Origin of the sequence: Chryseobacterium sp. CY350 (genome assembly GCF_027945075.1) — a bacterium.
Taxonomy (GTDB): Bacteria; Bacteroidota; Bacteroidia; order Flavobacteriales; family Weeksellaceae; genus Chryseobacterium.
The window spans coordinates 3892815-3914309 of record NZ_CP116034.1 but is presented as its reverse complement, the minus strand read 5'-3'; the positions used below and the strand labels follow the sequence as shown (position 1 = coordinate 3914309).

Sequence of the window (21495 nt, the reverse complement as noted above, 5' to 3'; positions counted from 1 at the left end):
AAAAGAGAAAAGTTAAAATATTAAAATAAAATTAATGGCAAAATTAACCTCAAGAAGCGAAGATTACAGCAAGTGGTATAATGAATTGGTTGTAAAAGCAGATTTGGCTGAAAACTCCGGAGTAAGAGGATCTATGGTTATAAAACCGTACGGATATGCGATCTGGGAGAAAATGCGTGACGAGATGGACAAAAGATTCAAGGAAACAGGTCACGTAAATGCATATTTCCCACTATTCGTACCCAAAAGTTTATTTGAAGCTGAAGAAAAAAACGCGGAAGGTTTTGCCAAAGAATGTGCTATTGTTACTCATTACCGTCTAAAAAACGACCCTGATAATCCCGGAAAACTAATCGTAGATCCGGATGCCAAATTAGAAGAAGAACTGATCGTAAGACCTACTTCTGAAGCAATTATCTGGAATACTTATAAAGGATGGATTCAGTCTTACAGAGATTTACCAATTTTGATCAATCAATGGGCAAATGTTGTTCGTTGGGAAATGAGAACTCGTTTGTTTTTGAGAACTTCCGAATTTTTGTGGCAGGAAGGTCATACTGCTCACGCTACAAAAGATGAAGCTTTGGAAGAAGCTGAAAAAATGAATAATGTCTATGCAGATTTTGCCGAAAAATTTATGGCAATGCCTGTTGTGATGGGTGTAAAAACTCCTTCTGAAAGGTTTGCCGGAGCAGATGATACGTATTGTATCGAAGCATTGATGCAGGATGGTAAAGCGCTTCAGGCCGGGACTTCTCACTTTTTGGGACAGAATTTCGCAAAAGCATTTGACGTAAAATTCACCAACAAAGAAGGAAAAATAGAACACGCATGGGCAACGTCTTGGGGAACTTCAACACGTCTGATGGGAGCTTTGATCATGACGCATTCGGATGATTTAGGTTTGGTTTTGCCGCCGACTTTGGCGCCGATTCAGGTGGTTATTGTTCCTATTTTTAAAGGAGAAGAGCAATTAAATCAAATCAGTGAAGTTGCATTGGAAATTCAGAATAAATTAAAATTAAAAGGAATTTCAGTAAAATTTGATGATGACACCCAAAACAAACCCGGATGGAAGTTTGCTGAATACGAATTAAAAGGTGTGCCTTTAAGAATCGCAATGGGACCGAGAGATTTAGAAAACAAATCTGTAGAAATCGCCAGAAGAGACAATCTTACTAAAGAAACTAAACCGTTGGAAGGTTTAGATTCTTATATCGAAGATTTATTGAAAACTATTCAGGAGGATATGTACAACAAAGCGCTTAATTTCAGAAAAAACAATATTACAAAAGTAGATTCTTACGAAGAGTTTAAAAAAGTTTTAGAAGAAAAAGGAGGTTTTATCTACGCACATTGGGACGGAACTGACGAAGAAGAAGCGCAGATTAAGGAAGAAACCAAAGCAACAATCCGTTGTATTCCTTTAGATGATGATATTGAGGAAGGAGTTTCTCTGATCTCACAAAAACCTTCTGCAAGGAGAGTTTTGTTTGCGAAAGCTTATTAGATTTAACATAATAAATTATGAAATCTTTAAAAATCTTCACGATTTTTAAAGATTTTTTTTTGAAATTAACATTTGGATAGATTTTTGATTAAATTCTATACTAACATTCAAATAATATATTATGTCATTAAACATTATTGATCTTATTAAAGGACAGCTTGGTTCTGCATTAGTAACGCAAGCGTCATCGCAATTAGGCGAAAGTGAATCTGGAATTTCAAAAGCTATTGGTGGCTTATTGCCTGCAGTTGTAGGAGGTTTGGCAAACAATTCTAATAATCCTGCTGTTTTAGATGCAATCTCGAACGCTCCTTCTCAAGGTATCTTAGGAAACCTGCTTGGTCTTGCCACCAATAATACGTGGGTACAAGATCTACTGGCGTCGATCTTTGGTGATAAACTGAGCGGCTTGGTTAATTCAATTGCTACATATGCAGGAATCAGCAATAATTCTTCGGCTTCATTACTTAATTTGGTTACAGGAGCTACGATAGGCTCGGTAGGAAAATATGCTGCCGATAATAATCTTGATCAGGCAGGAATTTCTAACTTATTAAATGATCAGAAAGGGATCGTATCATCATTACTACCTGCAGGCCTTTCACTTGCTTCATTAAATGTCGGCGATTGGGCCAAAGGGTACAAGTTTGACAATGATAATGATGCCATCAAAAATGGTCCAATATCTACACCCAATCCAATCCCAACACCTGTTGCGAACGCAGAGCCAAAAATCGAAATAACAAGAGATGTTGCTGATGGTGGCACTTTCCCCGACAGACCTACAACAAATGAAGGCGGATCAATCTGGAAATGGCTTTTACCTCTACTTTTATTGATTGCTGCCTCATATTTTTTATGGAAGCAATGCGAGAAAAAGGAGACGACAACCACCACGACAGTTGCAGGCGATTCTCTTTCAACGACGGCAGATACTTCATCAATGCCGATGGATACAGCCAATACAATGTCCACCACCAAAACTGACGAAAATATTGATCTGAACGGAACAATGCTAAAAGGTTACAAAGGCGGAATGGAAGACAATATGATTACTTTCCTTAAAAGCGGATCTTACGCAAGTGCGGCTAATGATGCAGCTTTGAAAGATAACTGGTACAATTTTGATCATGTAAACTTCAAAATGGGAAGTTCAACTGAACTTGAAGCAGGTTCACAAGGACAGTTAGAAAATTTAGTTGCAATCTTAAAAGCATATCCTGAAGCTAAAATTAAAATTGGCGGATATACTGACAAAGTAGGTAACGAAGCTGCAAACGTAAAACTTTCCGGAGAAAGAGCAACGTACATCAAAGACTGGTTGGCAAAACAAGGTGTTGCTTCACAAGTGACAGGAGCAGACGGTTATGGAAGTGAATTTGCAACCGTTGATGCCAGTGCATCTGATGCAGAAAGAGCAGCCGACAGAAAAATGGCAGTAAGATTTACAAAATAAATTACTTCCACTATAAAATGAATCCTGAAAAATAATTTTTCAGGATTTTTTGTGTGAATTTCATCTTCATTTCATTTATTTAATTAAATTTGTTAGCCATTTCTAACAAATGCACCTTCAGTATGAAAAATGCCTGGCGAAAAGACAAGATATCCAATTCACTACCAGAAGTATTTTCTTCTATTTCCATTCCTAAAGGATCAGGATTCTGGAGAAAATACCTCGCCTTTGCCGGTCCCGGATTGATGGTAGCTGTCGGCTATATGGATCCCGGAAACTGGGCAACCGATATTGCCGGTGGTTCACAATTTGGCTACACATTACTTTCTGTAGTTTTAATCTCAAATATTTTTGCGATGGTTTTGCAACATCTTTCTGTGAAACTTGGTGTTGTTGCAGAAAGAGATCTCGCTCAGGCATGTAGAGATCATTTTAAACCAACCACCAATTTTATTTTATGGATATTTTGTGAAATTGCGATTGCTGCCTGTGATCTGGCGGAAGTGATCGGCTCTGCAATTGCATTAAATCTACTTTTTGGCATTCCTCTCACCTGGGGAATTGTGATCACAACGATTGACGTACTCATCATTCTGCTTCTTCAGGCAAAAGGTTTTCGGTGGATCGAAAGTATTGTTGCAGGATTAATGTTTATCATTTTAATCTGTTTCGGATACGAAATCATTATCTCAAAACCTGAGATCAATGCTATTTTGGGAGGATTGGTTCCACAAAAAGAAATCATTACCAATCCTGCCATGCTCTACATTGGTATCGGAATTCTCGGAGCAACCGTAATGCCCCACAATCTGTACCTTCACAGCAGCATCGTTCAGACAAGAGATTATACAAGAGATAAAGAGGGAAAAAAAGAAGCGATCAAATTTGCAACTATAGACAGTACAGTCTCCTTATTATTGGCTTTTTTCATTAATGCGGCCATATTAATTTTAGCTGCGGCGACTTTTCACACAACAGGAAATCAACATGTTGCTGATATTCATGACGCTTACAAAATGCTTACACCTATTTTAGGAGCTTCGATGGCAAGTATTGCGTTTGCGATAGCACTTTTAGCTTCCGGACAAAACTCTACACTTACAGGAACTCTTGCCGGACAAATCGTGATGGAAGGTTTTCTAAATATAAGACTAAAACCGTGGTTGCGACGATTGATTACCAGACTAATTGCGGTAATTCCTGCATTGATTGTTACGATTATTTATGGCGAAAAAGGAACCACAGATCTTTTGGTTTTAAGTCAGGTAATTTTATCGATGCAGTTGAGCTTTGCCGTCGTTCCGTTAGTAATGTTTACGAGTGACAAAGGAAAAATGGGCGAATTTGTCAACAAATCATTCCTGAAAATCTGTGTCTGGATTATCACCGGAATCATCATTATTCTAAATCTTTATCTTTTATATCAGACATTTTTTGGAGAATAATTCTTTAAAAATAGATTGGTACTGCCAAGATGAAAAAACTGACAGAAAGGTTAATGAACTAATCACGTTAATATTTTTCAGGAGCTTTTTCCCGCTTTCCGCTACAATCTTTTTCTTCAAAAAAGGATTTCCACTGCAATCGGGGTTATGGCTTCGGTCAATAATTCACGATTAGACACAAATACACTCTGCCTAAATGTCCATATTTGTTCTTTGGCAAAATCTTTGACAAACATGCAATATAAAAAGTTATTGAAACATGGAAAATCAGGATATCAACGAAGAAAATATCAATAATCAGCAAGAAAATACAGCTCAAACTGAAGAAACTACACAAGAAAATGTGACAGAAAAGCCAACAGCAGAAGAACTTTTGGCAGAAGAAAAAGACCGTTATATCAGATTATACGCAGAGTTCGAAAACTATAAAAAGAGAACTTCAAAAGAAAAAATGGAATTCTTCACCTATGCAAACCAGGAAATGATGGTTTCTATGCTCGGTGTTTTAGATGATTTTGAAAGAGCTTTAAAGGAAATCGCCAAGAACGGTAACGAAGCAGATCTTCAGGGAGTTGAGTTAATTTACAACAAATTTAAAAACAAACTTACCGAAAAAGGTTTAAAAATAATGGAGGTAAGAGCCGGAGATACTTTTAATGTAGATTTCCATGAGGCTATTACACAAATTCCTTCGCCGTCAGAAGACCTGAAAGGTAAAATTGTAGATGTGATCGAAACAGGATATACTTTAGGTGACAAAGTAATTCGTTTTGCAAAAGTGGTAACAGGAAATTAATTATCAGTAATGGGTAATAAGTAATCAACGGTTGCTCATTACCCATTGCTCATTACTTACAAATATATGTCAAAGAGAGATTATTACGAGGTTCTTGAGGTCAGCAAATCTGCGAGTGCCGACGAAATAAAGAAAGCATACCGAAAAATGGCGATCAAATATCACCCAGATAAAAATCCGGGAGATAAGGAAGCCGAAGACAAATTTAAAGAAGCTGCTGAAGCGTACGAAGTATTAAGTGACGATAACAAAAAAGCACGTTATGACCAATACGGTCACGCCGGAGTTGGCGGAGCCGGAGGATTCGGCGGTGGCGGCTTCGGTGGTGGCATGAATATGGAAGACATCTTCAGTCAGTTCGGAGATATCTTCGGAGGCGGTGGTTTCGGAGGATTCGGCGGTGGTGGCGGCGGTCGTCAACAGGTAAAAGGTTCTAATTTAAGAATAAGAATCAAGCTGAATCTCGAAGAAATGGTCAACGGTACCCACAAGACTCTTAAAGTTAAGAAAATGAAGATGGCAGAAGGTGCCACTTCAAAAACCTGCCCTACCTGTAATGGTGCCGGTGTTCAGATGAAGGTGATGAATACCATGTTCGGACAGATGCAGACGCAGACAACTTGCGGAACTTGCCAGGGAATCGGAAAGGTTGCTGATAAAATTCCTGCAGGAGCCAACGCGCAGGGTTTAATAAAAGATGAAGAGGAAATCTCAATTAATATACCAGCTGGTGCAAGAGACGGTATCCAACTAAATGTGAGAGGGAAAGGAAATGATGCTCCATTTGGTGGAATTCCTGGAGATCTTTTGGTAATCGTAGAAGAAGAAGTAGATAAAACAATCAAGAGAGAAGGTGATAATCTTCATCAGGAATTGTACGTTTCATTTGCTGAAGCTGCTTTGGGAACAAAAAAAGAAATCCCTACTGTTGGAGGAAAGGTAAAAATTACGGTCGACCCTGGTACACAGTCCGGAAAAATCCTAAGATTGGCAGGTAAAGGTTTACCAAGCATCGACAGTTATGGAAAAGGTGACATGTTTATCCACATCAATGTATGGACGCCTCAAACGCTTAACAAAGAGCAAAGAGATTTCTTTGAAAAGCAGATGTCTAGCGGAGATATGGTGGCAGAGCCTTCAGGCAAAGAAAAAACTTTCTTCGACAAAGTCAAGGATTTATTCAACTAAAAAAAAATATAGGAGAGAGACTTGAAAAAGTCTCTTTTTTCACGTCAATATAAATATTTAATTTTATACCTTTAAGGGTAGAAACTCAATATGAACTATCAACTTCATCTTCGCACGCCGGATTCTAATGGTAATCTAGTATTCAATACAATTATTTTTGATGCTTTCAAGGTAAATATTGTAGAAAGATATTATGGTCTTGTGCCAAAATCTTGTGATGTTTTATTCAAAGTGAGAACTTTGGATGATCAACTGATCAAAAGAAAAGACGGACATGTAAAACTGAGAATTAAGGACGAAGATTACAATACTTACAAAACATTAATCAAAGTTTTTGGTACTTACGAATATAAAAATAAACTCATCAGCCGAAATGATGCACAACAGGATTTTGTACATTTTATTTTGAGAATGGTGATTATGAATTATAATTTAAATTAAATTTATCTCTTTTTCGGTAATATCAACCAATTAAATGCTTTTTTTTGCTTTACAGGCAAGCTTTTATTTTAAATTAAAGTTTGCAACGACTGCGAAATCGACGATATCAAAACCATATCAGCAAATTAAATAAATTTGCTGATATGGTTTTATTTATAAATGAGATTTGTATTTATAAGAACAAATTCTAAGAAATCTAAAAATATTGGGAACAAGTTTTAGCTCCAATGAAGATTGTCAGAAGTAATTTATAGAAGATATTTGAGTCTATTATTTAGAAAAACCAAGGCAAAACTGACAGAAATTAATATCCCTAAAAAAATATAAATTTTAAATGATTGAAGTTCTTCATAGAAATTTGACTTCATAATCAAAGGATGAACTACATAAATCGCCGTCGAAAGATTCGCTAAAATCTTTGAATTGGTTTTAACATAAATCGTTTTAAAATATAAAAAGACTGCAGGACTTACAACAAAAAGCGATAATAATATATCCGTGCTTTCTGCGCTTATGAAGTTGTAATTAAAAAATGCTTCAGCAACAACACCGATCAGCGAAAGAATCAAAATAGCCTTAAAATTTTTAAATTCAGACAATTTTGGCAAATGTTTGTTCATTAAAAAACCAATTGCCAGGAAAGGAAAACATACAAAAATGAAATTCCTGTAAAGAAGATACATATTCAGAACCGAATCCTGTTCTTTTTCAAAATAATGCAGATTTCCCAGAATTTGTATGATGTAACCGATTAGAAATAAAAAAACTGCAAGAAAAATCATTGAATGAGAACTCATTTTCCTCAGAGAAAAAAGAATAATTCCAGAAAAAAAAGTTCCAATTAAATACCATAAATGGTGATATCCGAAAATTATGGTCAATAAAATCTGATCATTATTTTTCCAATAAGAAATGTAGATTATCATCCAGATTGCATAAAGCAGAAAAGTTCTCAAAAGCCATTTTTTGAGTTTTTTTATATTATCAATATGAAAGAAATAAAATCCGGTAATGACTAAAAAAACAGGAACAGCAATTCTAAATAATCCGTTTACCAGCAAATAACTTAAGAGCGAATTTGTCTCCTTTAGAAAATTCATGTGCAGAAAAACAACAAAAAAAGCCAGTACAATTTTTAAAATATCAATCGTTAAGTTTCTGCCCATCAGTATTTTAATGAATATTTTCGGTATATTTTACAGTTTGCAAATATAAATTAAATTTAATCTTAAAAATAAAAAAATCCTGCTTCAAAAATGTGAAACAGGATCTTTTATAAATTTTAAAATTATTTTTTAGAAACTAATGAATATATTTTTTTTCCACCTGAAATTAAAAAAAATGCAATTAATCCGCCTACAATACCAAAAACAACCTGCTTTATAGTGTCGTGCCACGTTGGCAACGCATGATGAAGATAATCGATATTATGATCAAAAATTCCACCAGCAACCAAAATCAAAGCGATAGTTCCGATTATTCCCAAAGCTTTAATCACAAAGGGAAGCGCTTTTACAAGAAGATGGCCCAGTTTGCCGATTAAGCCTTTGTCATTACTTTTTTTAATCAGTTTAAAACCCGCATCATCCATTCTAACGATTAAAGCAACAATTCCGTAAACACCAACGGTAGCAATAATCGAAACGATAGAAACCGTAACAATCTCTACAAGCAAAGGATTAAACTGCGATTTTAACGCGTCATAGCCATCTTTAGCAGCGGCAAGTGCAATAATTACGATCTCCAGAGACAAAATAAAATCGGTAGTCACAGCAGATTTCACTTTCGCTTTCTCTGCAGCTTCACCATCTTCCACCACATCATCAGATTCTTCTATCACCTCATGACCCTTTTTTTCTCTATGAAATAAAAACTCCACAATTTTTTCCACTCCTTCATACGCAAGGTAAAACCCACCAATAATTAAAATAATTTTAATAGCAGGCGAATACAGCCACTCGAGTAGAAAAACGAAAGGTACGATGATCAATTTATTGACAAAAGAACCTTTCATAATTTTCATTAAGACCGGTATTTCTCTTGAAGAAAGGAAACCCGTTGCTTTCTCAGCATTTACCGCCAAATCGTCACCTAAAATTCCCGCAGTTTTCTGTGTTGCAATTTTACTCGTAACTGCAACATCATCCATCAAAGCAGCGATATCATCTAAAATTGCAAAAAATCCTGAAGCCATAATGTTTTAATATTTTTTTAATAGTCGTTAAAATCCAGACAAAAATAATGTTTTAATTTGATTTTTAAATTACATCTTGGCGGAAGACGTAATCTTAAAGGCATTTTATTTTTTTCTATATAATTTTAAATATAAAGCTAAAATACTGACAAAAATAATATACTGATCTCATTCTCAAAATAATATCTCGAAGATCATAAAAGTCATTTTATAAGAACCAAATAAAATATATTTTCTCCTTACCTTTACTTTATGAAAAAGCTGATTCTCAATTACCATTTCTTTGTTTTAGGATTAGTTGGCTTGGTATTAAATTCATGTAATTCTAAATTTCGTGTTTGGGTGGGAAAAGACAGTCAGAAAATTTATAATCTCAAATACGGGGAACACAAACGTCAGAAGATGGATGTTTTTCTCCCTGCAGAATACAAAAATGATGCACCTGTAGTTTTAATTCTTCATGGAGGAGCGTGGAAATACGGACGAAAAGAGCATATGATTAAAATCCAAAAAATGCTTTTTGAAAATAACATTCCTAGTATCAACATGAATTATCGTTTGGTTTCTAAACATTTAACTTATAAAGAACAGCTTGAAGATATTAATTCAGTGATTGAAAAGTTTAATGCTCTATCGGAAAAAGCTGAACTTTTACCTAATAATTATATTCTTCTCGGCGAAAGTGCAGGCGGACATTTAGCCTTACTTTACGGTTATCAAAATTCAGATAAAATCAAGAAAATCATTTCATTAAGTGGACCGACAGATTTTTATTCACAAGAATATCTGAATTCATTTTATTCAAAATATACTTCTGGAACGGTACAAAAAATGGTGGGGAGCAAATTTAACAGGAAGATTTTGTCTGAAGAATTTCAAAAAGCAAGTCCGATTGCTAATATAACTAATGTTCCGACGCTCTTGTTTCAGGGAAATCAGGATTTTCTGGTGAATCAGAAACAGGGATTGGCTTTAGATTCTGCATTAACCGCGATGAATATTCCTCACAAATTTATTTTTATGAAAAATACAGGTCACGCTCCCAGGTTCTTCAGTAAAAAGAAAAGAGACAGCATTATTTACCCCAATATTCTAGAATGGATAAAAAAATAACCCGCTTAGAAAAGCAGGTTATTTTGTATATTTTAAATTGATTATTTTTCTTTATCGATCAATTCGTCAAGAGTTTCATCTTCCAGTTTCGGATTTTCTTTTGGTGCTCCCAACATGAATTTAAGAACCACAGGCAGCGTGGTGATCAAAACAATTACGATGATGATATATTCTAATTTTTCTTTCAAATTAATCCCGAATTGCATTGCAAAAAGCTCATTAAGATAATGTCCTGCAAAAATCAAAAGGAATGACCATAGAACACCACCGATAACGTTGTCTCTTAGAAAATCTTTCTTATCCATCTTTACAATTCCTGCAATAATCGGCGTAAAAGTTCTTACAACAGGTAAGAATCTCGCCATTATGATTGCTAAAGCTCCGTTTTTTTCGAAAAAATCATGAGCCTGATAAAGGTATTTCTTCTTAAATAAGAATGTATCTTTTTTCTTATACAAAGCCGGCCCTGTTTTGTTTCCAAACCAGTAACCTACCTGATTACCAATAATTGCTGCAACAGCAACGGCAGAAGCAAGAATCGTAGTATCCAGAAAATCACTTCCCGTAGACCCGAAAGTCTCTTTGATGATTTCTACTGCATAGATTCCCGAAACAAACAGCAATGAGTCGCCTGGAAGGAAAAACCCGACAAACAAGCCTGTCTCTGCAAAAATGATAAACAAAATAAGCCAAAACCCACCCATTTTAATATAAAATTCGGGGTTTAATAAATCTCTCCAGCTATTGAAATCTTCCATAAGTAATGATGATGAACAAAAATAAGCTTAATAAAATTATGCTGAAAATATATTAGCATATTTTAACAGAAATGTCAACATGATATTTCTAAAGGTCAAGATCATCATCTGAAACTGCCGTCCCGTCAGCCATCAGAAAGGCTTTTAAGAAAGGCGTAAGATTTCCGTTCATTACCGCATCAACATCAGAAGTTTCGTGACCGGATCGAACGTCTTTTATCAATTTGTAAGGATGCATCACATAGTTTCTGATCTGGCTTCCCCACTCTATTTTCATCTTTCCGGCTTCAATTTCTGTTCTGGCTTTTAGACGCTCTTCCAGTTCCATTTCGTATAATCTGGACTTCAAAAGTTGCATCGCTTTTTCTTTATTCTGAAGCTGGGAACGCGATTCTGAGTTTTCAATGATAATTCCTGTTGGTGCATGACGAAGGCGAACTGCCGTTTCTACTTTGTTTACGTTTTGTCCGCCCGCTCCGGAACTCCTCATCGTTTCAAATGAAATATCAGCAGGATTAATGTTAATTTCAATCGTATCATCAACCAACGGATAAACATATACCGAAACAAAACTCGTGTGACGCTTTGCATTAGAATCAAAAGGTGAAATTCTTACCAGCCTGTGAACACCATTTTCACCTTTTAAATATCCGAAAGCAAATTCTCCTTCAATTTCCAGAGTAACCGTTTTCACGCCGGCAACTTCCCCTTCCTGATAATTGAGTTCTTTAATTTTATAGCCTTGTTTTTCTGCCCACATCGTGTACATTCTCATCAGCATGGCAGCCCAGTCGCAGCTTTCTGTTCCTCCTGCTCCTGCTGTAATTTGTAGCACTGCAGAAAGTTCGTCACCTTCATTGGAAAGCATGTTTTTAAACTCGATGTTCTCAATTTTCTCCATCAGAAGCGGAAAGCTTTCATCGAGTTCTTTTTCAGAATCCGGATCTTCTTTTGCAAATTCCAATAAAACCTGAAGATCTTCAAATTGAGTATTGATGCTCTCATAATCTTCTACCCACTTTTTCTTTGAACGGAGCTGCTTTAGGAAAACCTCAGCTGTTTTAGGATTGTCCCAAAATTCCGGAGCGGCAGTTTTTTCATCATCATTGGAGATTTCTATCTTCTTTTTATCGATTTGAAGGTATTTATGAAGGTCTTCAATTCTTGACTGAATTTCTTTTATCTGGTCGTTGTTGATCACGAATATTTCTTTTTGCAAAAATAAGATTTAAAGTTGAGAGTTTATAATTTGTATGAGTTTAGATAAAATCATCCTTTATCTTCCTCATTATGCTGAAAACCAATCTCTCGTCTCGGTTCTTCGACTATTCGGTACGTTTCAAGCTCAGTTTTTAAGGCTTTAATCCTTTGTTGAAAATCTTCAGGATTATTGGTGAGAACGTCTGCCAAAAATCTGGCGATCTGTCCAAGATATTCTTCGGTCAGTTTACTTCCTGCATCACGCAGAGCTGAATTAAGGATTTTCTGATCGATTACCAATTTTTCATCCTTCGTTTTCTGATAAAGATTTTTAATTCTTTTTTTAAGACTCTGAGTAAAATCGATAAGCATGGTATTGCTGAAAACTTTCATTTTTGATGCAATATCATTCCAGAACGGAATTTTATCGGCCTTGTTATTTTTTAAAATTTTGTATAAAAGTGAATCTTCCTCAAGACCTTTTGTCATCATGTACAAAATAATTTCTGACCTTTCTGCAGCATTGGGCGGAAACACGGGAACCAGAACATCAAATCTTCCCGGCGCCATCATTTCCTTATCTATTTCCGAAACAGATTTGGCAGAACCTACCATCAGAAGATCTTCTTTTTCAAATTTACTGATGTAATGAAGTATAATTTCCTGAGCCTCCAGATTGCACGACTCGATATTATTGTCGGCTTTTTTTTCCATCATAATTTCATCAAAATCATCCATAAAAAGCAAAACTTTATCGGCATTCATCGTTTTTACTAGGAAATCATTAAAATCTGTCTTATTTCCGTCTACGTACGAAGTCCCCAAATAATTTTTCTTTACTTCTTTAAAATTGTAATTGATAATCTCAGCAATTTTATTAGCCCAGAAAATCTTTCCGCTTCCCGGTGGTCCGTACAAAATAATTCCCGCTGGCTTATGAATTCCCCAGTCTTTAATTTGTTTTTCATTTAAAAAAGGTTCCAGAACGGTAGAAATATAGAAAAATAAATCTCGGTAACCTATAAAATCACGTTTCTGAAGACTCGTTTTATATCCGAAATAATCATAGACAAACTGATAATTGCCACCCAATTTCTGATCAATTCCATAACTAGAAATCGAAGAGCGGAAAAACCCGTTTTCAAAAATATTAGGATGTGAGTCTTTTATTGCTTTTTCTATTTTTTCTTTTGGCTGATTGATCGTTTCAGCAATATGGTCGACCGATTTGTTTTTGTCTAAATCTTTTTCATAATCCCTAAGAAAATCGGCATTTTCGCGTGCAAATTTTTCAAAATCTTTTTTTACCTCGAAAGTCGTTGAGATACAGTCTGACAAATCCAGATCAAAATCCTGAATAAAAAATTTAATGCTTTCCGGTGATATGTGGAGTTCCTTTGCAAGTTCTGTAAGCTTCATAAAGTATCTGTTAGTTCTATCAAATTTAATATTTTAATATTAAAAAATTATTTAATTTATGATGAAACTGTAACATTTCACGAAAAAGAGAAACTTATCTGGCATAAACAAAGTACATGGAAAAAGTTTTATCGGTCAAAAATCTGACTAAAAAATTCAGAAGAGTTGTTGTCAACAACATTTCTTTTGATGTCGAAAGAGGCAACGTCTACGGACTTCTTGGGCCAAACGGAAGCGGAAAATCAACAACTTTCGGAATGCTTCTTTCAACAATAAATCCCACAAGCGGAGACTGGTTTTGGTTTGGAAAAAAGGGAACTGATGCTGAAACATTAAAAAAAATAGGCGCCATCATCGAGCAGCCCAACTTTTATCCTTATCTAAGTGCAGAAACAAATCTTAAAATTGTTGCCGAAATAAAAGGAACTCCTTATTCAAGAATTGATGAAGTTTTAAGTACGGTCGGACTTTTAGAAAGGAAAAAAGATACTTTCAAAACTTTTTCTTTAGGAATGAAACAACGTTTGGCGATCGCATCGTCTTTGCTGAACAATCCTGAAGTTTTAATATTAGACGAACCAACGAATGGTTTAGATCCTGAAGGAATTATCCAGATCAGAGAAATTATCGGAACGATCGCAAAAAAGGGAATTACAATCATCATTGCAAGTCACCTTTTAGATGAAATTGAAAAAATATGCAGCCACGTCATTGTTTTGAAAGATGGGAATGCAATATATTCGGGTGCTGTTGACGGAATGACCAGTAATCATGGTTATTTTGAGTTGAAAGCAGACAACAACACTTTACTTTTGAGTGCTTTGGAAGAACTCCAATGGTTTACTTCTGTAAAAATTGACGGTGATATTGTGAAAGCACAGGTACGTGATGATGCTTCAATTTCTGCTTCAGGTTTAAACCAGAAACTTGCAGAAAAAAGTATTTTCTTGTCTCATTTGGCTAAGAAAAAACAATCGCTTGAAAATCAATTCCTTGAACTTGTAAAAAACACTCATTAATCATGTTGAAATTATTAAAACTAGAATATTACAAAAATCTGAATTACACTCCTTTCAAGGTTTTTACAATAATGTACTTTGTCATATTGATCGTCTTTCTCCTAATCGGTTTGGTTGATATTACTATTTTAGGAAGTTCGCTCAATTTGAAAGAGCAAGGAATGTATAATTTCCCCGAAATATGGAATTTCACAACATGGATTGTTGGTTTAATAAAAATTTTCCTCGGGTTTATTATCGTCTTTTCGATCTGTCAGGAATTTAGCAATAGAATGTTCAAACAAAATTTGATCGATGGTTTAAGCAGAGAAGAATTTATTGGTTCAAAATTAATTACAATCGGAACTTTTACTATCATTTCAACGATCATTGTATTTGTGATCACTTTATTTTTAGGATTACAATATTCTAAAACTACAGAAACAGCTCTTATCTATGAAGAAATGTTTTTTATAGGAAGCTACTTTCTTAAACTTTTTACATTCTTCTGTTTTCTGATGTTTTTATCTATTTTGTTGAGAAAATCGATGTTTGTCTTTCTCGCATTTTTTGTGATTTGGGTGGCAGAAAATATTTTCATGGCAGTTGAAAAATCATTTTCACGAGGCTTACCTGCAGAGGCAAAAGTAGAAAAATTACAAAACACGTTTATGTTCTACAATATTTTTCCGTTAGAAAGCATGTCAAATATAATTCCTAATCCTATTTTGAGATTACAAATGGCAAAATTCTTTGGGCTGAAATACGAGTTCATTTATCCAATCGACAGCTTAATCGCGTGTTTTGTTTGGTGCGCGATATTTATCATTGGTTCTTACTGGATTTTGAAGAAAAGAGACTGGTAATTTCCTAGTTACCATTTATAAATTATTCAACTACGAAAGTGATTCATTATTGAGTCACTTTTTTTATTTAAATTTAAACCAATGATTTCAGGAAAGAAAATATTCTATGTTCCGGGATTGATAAGTGCATTATTAATTCCTGTTTTGTTTTGGTATTTTGGGAACAGAAAACTAAATGAACCAATTCCAAATTTTATGGTTTTGGGTTTACCTGCAAAATACAATCCTAATATTCCTCTAAAAGAGCAATTGATGACTTTCGAGCCGTTAAGAAATTGGAAGTATCAAAAAATAATCGTTCAGCCAAATTCCGCAAAAAGTAATTCTAAATTTTATGTTTCAAAACTTAAGGAACTGCAAAAGAGAAATGAAAAAGAAACCGGAATTGAATTTATTTTAGACGATAACAATAATTATGGCGATTTTGCATCAATTTTAAATGATTTCCATATAGCTAAACAAGATACCTATGGTTTAGATTTAGATAAGAGGGGACATATTTTTGCAGCGCATTTTTACAGAGATCCAAATGCAAAAGAAATTGAATATAATTGTTTACTGTGTAATGACACGTTCTATACTGAATATAATCCAACACGATGATTTTGGATTTTTCTTACTGCAACTTCCCAAAGAAGCGTTCTACATAATCTTCGGCTTTTTAATCTTTCTAAATCTCTCCATGTTAAGCATCAAAGAACGGTTTTTAAACTAAAAAGTTGCCTTTCGACAACTTTTCAATTTATTTTTTCGCTTTTGGCGGGTTTGCATTTCTGGCTTCTTCAAAAAGTCCCGGTTCTATGTGACAGTAACCTCCAGGGTTTGCGTTCAGATAATCCTGATGATAATCTTCAGCTCTGTAGAAATTTTTTAAAGTTTCAACTTCCACTACCACGGGTTTAGAATAATTTTTAGCTAGTTTTTCGACTTCAGCTTTTACGGTTGCTTCGGTATTTTTATCTGTAAAATAAATTCCGCTACGGTAATTATCTCCCACATCATTTCCCTGTCTGTTCAAAGTTGTAGGATCAATAGATTTAAAATAAAGGTCAATCAGCAATTTCAGATCAACCTCGTCGGCGTCATATTTCACTTTTACTGTTTCTGTAAATCCTGTTGTATGACTCACCACTTCCTCATAGGTCGGATTTTTAGTTTTTCCGTTGGCATATCCAACTTCGGTTTTTACCACACCTCTCACCTGTTGAAAAAGATGTTCAGTTCCCCAAAAACATCCACCTGCAAAATAAACTTCTTTTATATTGGCTCCATCCATAACAGTCTCATTTTCTTTTTCTTTGTTAATTCCTCCTCCTTTAATTTTTTTTGAATCTCCGCAACTTGCTGCAAATACAGCAATTCCGAGAAACATTCCGAGTAATACTAAAATATTTTTCATTTTTTCTTTGTTATTCTTAATCATTTTTATTTGATGTCATTAGTTAGAGCACTTTTATTAGATGCACATTTCAAGCTAAAATTAAATTGGATTTCGTTTAATTTTCAACGATTATTTTCTTTAGTATTATATACGAAAAATCCTTGACAAAAGTTTGACTTGAAAGGTTTAAGAATATTTTTAAACATTAAGCACATTAAAATTTTAAGAATAAAATGCTTTATATTTTTTTAAGATTCACCACGGTGAATGTTTTAGCAGCATGCTTACATCTATTTTAATTGATTCTTAATCATCCTTAAAAAATTAATTTTCTTAATGGTGAGATTAAACTTTGTATTTCTTTAAAAAGTGAAACTCCTTTGTTTTACCTAAAAACAAAGATTGTTTTTGCCAAAAAATCTTAGTCTTTCTTTGCGTTTAATTAAAACAACGTCAATTTCCAGCAGCTTGCTTCAATCAATTTTAATTGATTCTTAAAATTCCTTAAAAAATTAATTTTCTTAATGGTTAAAAAGTTTAAGTTAATATAAAAATTCTAAACTTTACTCGATAATTTTCATTAAATCACAACAACTGTATTTCGCAATCACTTAAAAATATTAAATTTGCGCATCAAAAAAAAGCTAAAAGCCAAAAGCATTTAGCCAAAAGCAACAAATATGACTTCACAGGAAATAAGACAACAGTTTTTAGACTTTTTTCAATCTAAACAACACCTCATCGTTCCATCAGCGCCTATTGTGTTGAAAGATGATCCAACATTGATGTTTTCCAACTCGGGCATGACGCAGTTTAAAGATTATTTTTTAGGTTATAAAGAGCCTAAAGCCTCAAGAATTGCCGATACACAAAAATGTCTGAGAGTTTCCGGAAAGCACAACGATTTGGATGATGTAGGTCGTGATACGTATCACCACACCATGTTTGAAATGTTGGGTAACTGGTCTTTTGGTGATTATTTCAAAAAAGAAGCAATTTCTTGGGCTTGGGAATTGTTGACGGAAGTGTATGGAATCCCAAAAGAAAATCTTTATGTAACCATCTTCGAAGGTGACGCTAAAGAAAACCTTGAAAGAGATACTGAAGCTTATGATTTGTGGAAACAGTTTGTTTCGGAAGACAGAATTATCAACGGAAACAAAAAAGACAATTTCTGGGAAATGGGCGCAAGCGGGCCTTGTGGTCCTTGTTCTGAAATTCATGTAGATTTGAGAACTCCAGAAGAGAAAGCTAAAATTTCCGGTTTAGAATTGGTGAATAACGATCATCCTCAGGTTGTAGAAATCTGGAATCTCGTATTCATGCAGTTCAACAGAAAAGCTGATGGTTCTCTTGAAAATCTTCCTGCAAAACACATCGATACCGGAATGGGATTCGAGCGGCTTTGCATGGCTTTACAGCAAAAAGAATCGAATTACGATACTGATGTTTTCACTCCTTTAATTGCTAAAGTTGAAGAACTTTCAGGAAAAAAATATACAGGAATTTTAACGGACGAAAAAGACATTGCGATCCGTGTTGTGGTAGATCACATCAGAGCGGTTTCTTTTGCGATTGCAGACGGACAGTTGCCTTCCAACGGCGGTGCAGGTTATGTGATCAGAAGAATTTTAAGAAGAGGCATTTCTTACGCTTATAGATTTTTAGACAGAAAAGAACCTTTCCTTTTCGAGTTGGTCGCTGTTCTTCAAAATCAGATGGGAAAATTCTTCCCAGAGTTGGAAAAGCAAGCAAAATTAGTTACCGAGGTGATTAAAAGTGAAGAAGAATCTTTCTTAAAAACGATTGAAACCGGTTTATTAAGAGTAGAAAAATTAATTCAGCAGACGATTTCTGAAGATTCTAAAGTTTTACCAAGCGTAGAAGTTTTCGAATTATACGACACGTACGGTTTCCCAGATGATTTAACAAGAATTATTGCGGAAGAAAGAGGTTTATCAATCGACGAAGAAGGATTTAATGAAGAAAGAAAAAAGCAACAAGAACGTTCCAAGCAAGACTCAGCTTCCAAAGTATACGACTGGGTAGTTTTGGAAGAAAAACCTGAAAATTTTGTTGGTTATGATCAGACTGAATCTGAAACGTACATCACAAGATACAGAAAAGTAGAAAATAAAGACGGCGAATTTTATCAGGTCGTACTAAGCAACTCCCCTTTCTATCCTGAAGGTGGTGGACAAATCGGTGATAAAGGTGTTCTTGAAAATGCCGTTGAAAGCTTTGAAGTTCTTGAAACTAAAAAGGAAAACGGATTGATCATTTCTTTAATCAACGGACTTCCGAAAGATGCCGGAGCGGTTTTCTATGCTAAAGTTAATGCAACCGAAAGAAAAAATTCTCAGGCAAACCACTCTGTTACGCACTTATTGCACGAAGCTTTGAGAGAAGTTTTGGGAACTCACGTTGAGCAGAAAGGTTCATTCGTTGGTCCTGATTATCTGCGTTTCGACTTCTCGCATTTCAGTAAAATGACTGAAGAAGAATTGACTTTAATTGAAGAAAAAGTCAATGCGAAAATTAAAGAAAATATTGCTCTTCAGGAGTTTAGAAATATTCCGATTCAGGAGGCGATTGACAAAGGTGCAATGGCATTGTTTGGTGAAAAATACGGCGATAGCGTGAGAATGATCCAGTTTGGAAGCTCAAAAGAATTGTGCGGAGGAACTCACGTAAAACATACAAGTGAAATTGGTCATTTTAAAATCAATTCTGAAAGTTCTGCTGCTGCAGGAATCAGAAGAATTGAAGCAATTTCCGGAGACAAATCTGAAGAGTATTTTAAGAGTTTAGAAAAGCAGGTTATTGAACTTTCTCAATTGTTGAAATCTAAAGATATTGTAAAATCGATTGAGAAATTAATCGAAGAAAATTCAGCATTAAAATCTGAAGTTGAATCCCTGAAAAGAGAAAAAGCAAAAAGTGAAATCGGTGACTGGAAAACTGCTTACGAACAAAAAGGCGACAAGCTTCTTTTGGTAAAGAAAACCTCTCTGGATGCTGGTTCAGTAAAAGATATTGTCTTCCAACTGAAAAAAGAAATCCCGACTTCCATAACGATTGTTTTATCGGATTCAGATCAAAAACCGATGATCACTATTGGTGTTTCCGATGATCTGGCTGGAATTTATCAAGCTGGAGCGTTGATTAAAGATTTAGCAAAAGAAATCCAAGGCGGAGGAGGAGGAAACCCTGGCTTCGCAACAGCTGGCGGTAAAAATCTTGATGGCTTGGAAAATGCATATCAGAAGGCTTTGAATCTTTAATTAATTTCAAATAAATAGTACCGCTGTGCAGTTTATAGTAAACAATCCCTTTCAGCTCTGAAAGGGATTGTTTATTATAATGACACCTTAATCCTACCGTCACTGCCTTCGTCACTTCGAGTCGATTTTTGAAAGAAAATCGTATCGAGAAGTCTGTGATTCACGAGCGGTGCTTCGGTTCACGGGTTCTCGATACATTTTTCTGCGCTGCGCTACGAAAAGCACTCGAACTGACGGACAACTGACGTAGCCACTGACTTGGCTTATTGTATCCTGAAGGAACGCCGTCACTTCGAGTAGATTTTTAAAGAAAATCGTATCGAGAAGCCTGCGGATCGCGGGTTGTCTTCTGTTCACGGGTTCTTGATACATTTTTCTACGCTACGAAAAACACTCGAACTGACGGACGACTGACAAAGCAAATTGCTTTAGTAACTTGTAAACACAGCGTCACTTCGAGTAGATTTTGACAAAAATCGTATCGAGAATTGTGTGATTGATGGGTTGTGCTTCCGTTCACGAGTTCTCGATACATCCCGATTTCATCGGGACACTCGAACTGACGAGTAATCGAAAAGAGTGAATCAGATAGATATCACTTGTCAAAACTTCTTTTTTGCCAGATTAGGAAGGTCTTCATATCTTCCTTCAATTAATGCCAACTTCTTTGCCTGAGACCATTTCTTAATCTTTTTCTCAAAAACAATTGCTTGCTCGATGTCCATAAACTGGCAGAAATAGACTAATTGTAAAGGTCGTCTTGAGAAAGTATAAGAACCGAAGTGTTTTCCGTCTTGATGTTCGTCAAAACGTTTGTAAACATTTTCGGTTATACCTTTGTAATAAGTATCGTCAGAACACAGAAGGATGTAGACAAATGAGGTTTGCATGATTAATTGTATTAAAAAGTATTGATTCGATGGACCGTCACTTCGAGTAGGTTTTTGTGAAAATCGTATCGAGAAGCCTGCGGATAGCGGGTTGTCTTCGGTTCATGGGTTCTCGATACATTTTTCTACGCTGCGCTGCGAAAAACACTCGAACTGACGGTCAACTGACGGTAAAAATCATGTAAAGATTGAACCCGACGTCACTTCGAGTAGGTTTTTGAAAAAAAGCCGTATCGAGAAGCCGGTGGATCGCGGGTTGTATTCGGTTCACGGGTTCTCGATACATTTTTCTATGCTGCGCTGCGAAAAACACTCGAACTGACGGAGCGACTGACGGTAAAAATCATGTAAAGATTGAACCCGACGTCACTTCGAGTGGATTTTTGAAAAAAAGCCGTATCGAGAAGTCTGTGATTCACGAGCGATGCTTCGGTTCACGGGTTCTCGATACATTTTTCTACGCCACGCTGCGAAAAACACTCGAACTGACGGAGCGACTGACGGTAAAAATCATGTAAAGATTGAACCCGACGTCACTTCGAGTAGGTTTTTGTGA

The 21495-nt window shown here is 35.4% G+C and carries 17 protein-coding genes and 1 pseudogene; 11 read left to right on the top strand and 7 right to left on the bottom strand.

Annotated features, from left to right (window positions below; translation table 11 throughout):
* Positions 1 to 34 precede the first annotated feature (34 nt).
* The 6 genes from proS (at position 35) to PGH12_RS18285 (ending at position 6836) form a co-directional block, all read left to right on the top strand.
* Positions 35 to 1510, top strand: a complete 1476-nt coding sequence (gene proS, locus PGH12_RS18310) for a proline--tRNA ligase (protein WP_267598172.1) — start codon at positions 35 to 37, stop codon at positions 1508 to 1510.
* 121 nt (positions 1511 to 1631) lie between these two features.
* A complete protein-coding gene (locus PGH12_RS18305; protein WP_267598173.1) occupies positions 1632 to 2966 on the top strand; it encodes an OmpA family protein in 1335 nt (444 codons plus the stop codon).
* Between the two features lie 122 nt (positions 2967 to 3088).
* Positions 3089 to 4411 carry an Nramp family divalent metal transporter gene (locus PGH12_RS18300; RefSeq protein ID WP_267598174.1) on the top strand — a complete coding sequence of 441 codons (1323 nt, stop codon included), beginning with the start codon at positions 3089 to 3091 and terminating at the stop codon, positions 4409 to 4411.
* 259 nt (positions 4412 to 4670) lie between these two features.
* Positions 4671 to 5207 carry a nucleotide exchange factor GrpE gene (locus tag PGH12_RS18295; RefSeq protein WP_267598175.1) on the top strand — a complete coding sequence of 179 codons (537 nt, stop codon included), beginning with the start codon at positions 4671 to 4673 and terminating at the stop codon, positions 5205 to 5207.
* A 66-nt stretch (positions 5208 to 5273) separates the two neighbouring features.
* Positions 5274 to 6395, top strand: a complete 1122-nt coding sequence (gene dnaJ, locus PGH12_RS18290; protein ID WP_267598176.1) for a molecular chaperone DnaJ — start codon at positions 5274 to 5276, stop codon at positions 6393 to 6395.
* A 90-nt stretch (positions 6396 to 6485) separates the two neighbouring features.
* Positions 6486 to 6836, top strand: a complete 351-nt coding sequence (locus PGH12_RS18285) for a prevent-host-death protein (protein ID WP_267598177.1) — start codon at positions 6486 to 6488, stop codon at positions 6834 to 6836.
* A 248-nt stretch (positions 6837 to 7084) separates the two neighbouring features.
* Here PGH12_RS18285 and PGH12_RS18280 read toward each other — a convergent pair whose 3' ends face one another.
* Positions 7085 to 8002: an acyltransferase family protein gene (locus PGH12_RS18280; RefSeq protein WP_267598178.1), complete on the bottom strand. Its 918-nt coding sequence runs from the start codon at positions 8000 to 8002 to the stop codon at positions 7085 to 7087.
* Positions 8003 to 8124: 122 nt separating this feature from the next.
* Positions 8125 to 9030, bottom strand: a complete 906-nt coding sequence (locus PGH12_RS18275; protein WP_267598179.1) for a DUF808 family protein — start codon at positions 9028 to 9030, stop codon at positions 8125 to 8127.
* A gap of 252 nt (positions 9031 to 9282) precedes the next feature.
* On the opposite strand from PGH12_RS18275, the gene PGH12_RS18270 reads away from it, so the two are divergent.
* Entirely contained in the window at positions 9283 to 10143 is an 861-nt protein-coding gene (locus tag PGH12_RS18270) for an alpha/beta hydrolase (RefSeq protein WP_267598180.1), read from the top strand.
* Between the two features lie 41 nt (positions 10144 to 10184).
* On the opposite strand, the gene PGH12_RS18265 is transcribed toward PGH12_RS18270, so the two are convergent.
* The 3 genes from PGH12_RS18265 to PGH12_RS18255 form a co-directional block, all read right to left on the bottom strand.
* Entirely contained in the window at positions 10185 to 10901 is a 717-nt protein-coding gene (locus PGH12_RS18265; protein WP_267598181.1) for a DedA family protein, read from the bottom strand.
* 88 nt (positions 10902 to 10989) lie between these two features.
* Positions 10990 to 12102, bottom strand: coding sequence for a peptide chain release factor 2 (gene prfB / locus PGH12_RS18260; RefSeq protein WP_267598297.1), 1113 nt, complete (start codon positions 12100 to 12102; stop codon positions 10990 to 10992).
* Positions 12103 to 12170: 68 nt separating this feature from the next.
* Entirely contained in the window at positions 12171 to 13520 is a 1350-nt protein-coding gene (locus tag PGH12_RS18255; protein ID WP_267598182.1) for an AAA family ATPase, read from the bottom strand.
* A gap of 116 nt (positions 13521 to 13636) precedes the next feature.
* On the opposite strand from PGH12_RS18255, the gene PGH12_RS18250 reads away from it, so the two are divergent.
* The 3 genes from PGH12_RS18250 (at position 13637) to PGH12_RS18240 (ending at position 15987) form a co-directional block, all read left to right on the top strand.
* Positions 13637 to 14539, top strand: coding sequence for an ABC transporter ATP-binding protein (locus tag PGH12_RS18250; RefSeq protein ID WP_267598183.1), 903 nt, complete (start codon positions 13637 to 13639; stop codon positions 14537 to 14539).
* 2 nt (positions 14540 to 14541) lie between these two features.
* The gene (locus PGH12_RS18245; RefSeq protein WP_267598184.1) at positions 14542 to 15384 is read left to right on the top strand and encodes an ABC transporter permease; all 843 of its coding nucleotides are present in this window, start codon (positions 14542 to 14544) and stop codon (positions 15382 to 15384) included.
* A gap of 81 nt (positions 15385 to 15465) precedes the next feature.
* On the top strand, positions 15466 to 15987 hold the full coding sequence (locus PGH12_RS18240; RefSeq protein WP_267598185.1) for a hypothetical protein: 522 nt from the start codon (positions 15466 to 15468) through the stop codon (positions 15985 to 15987).
* 145 nt (positions 15988 to 16132) lie between these two features.
* Here PGH12_RS18240 and msrA read toward each other — a convergent pair.
* A pseudogene (msrA, locus tag PGH12_RS18235) lies at positions 16133 to 16783 on the bottom strand (peptide-methionine (S)-S-oxide reductase MsrA); the annotation flags it as partial.
* 662 nt (positions 16784 to 17445) lie between these two features.
* Here msrA and alaS point away from each other — a divergent pair.
* Positions 17446 to 20049: an alanine--tRNA ligase gene (gene alaS / locus PGH12_RS18230; RefSeq protein WP_267598186.1), complete on the top strand. Its 2604-nt coding sequence runs from the start codon at positions 17446 to 17448 to the stop codon at positions 20047 to 20049.
* Between the two features lie 602 nt (positions 20050 to 20651).
* Here alaS and PGH12_RS18225 read toward each other — a convergent pair.
* The gene (locus PGH12_RS18225) at positions 20652 to 20939 is read right to left on the bottom strand and encodes a GIY-YIG nuclease family protein (protein ID WP_267598187.1); all 288 of its coding nucleotides are present in this window, start codon (positions 20937 to 20939) and stop codon (positions 20652 to 20654) included.
* Positions 20940 to 21495: the final 556 nt, after the last annotated feature.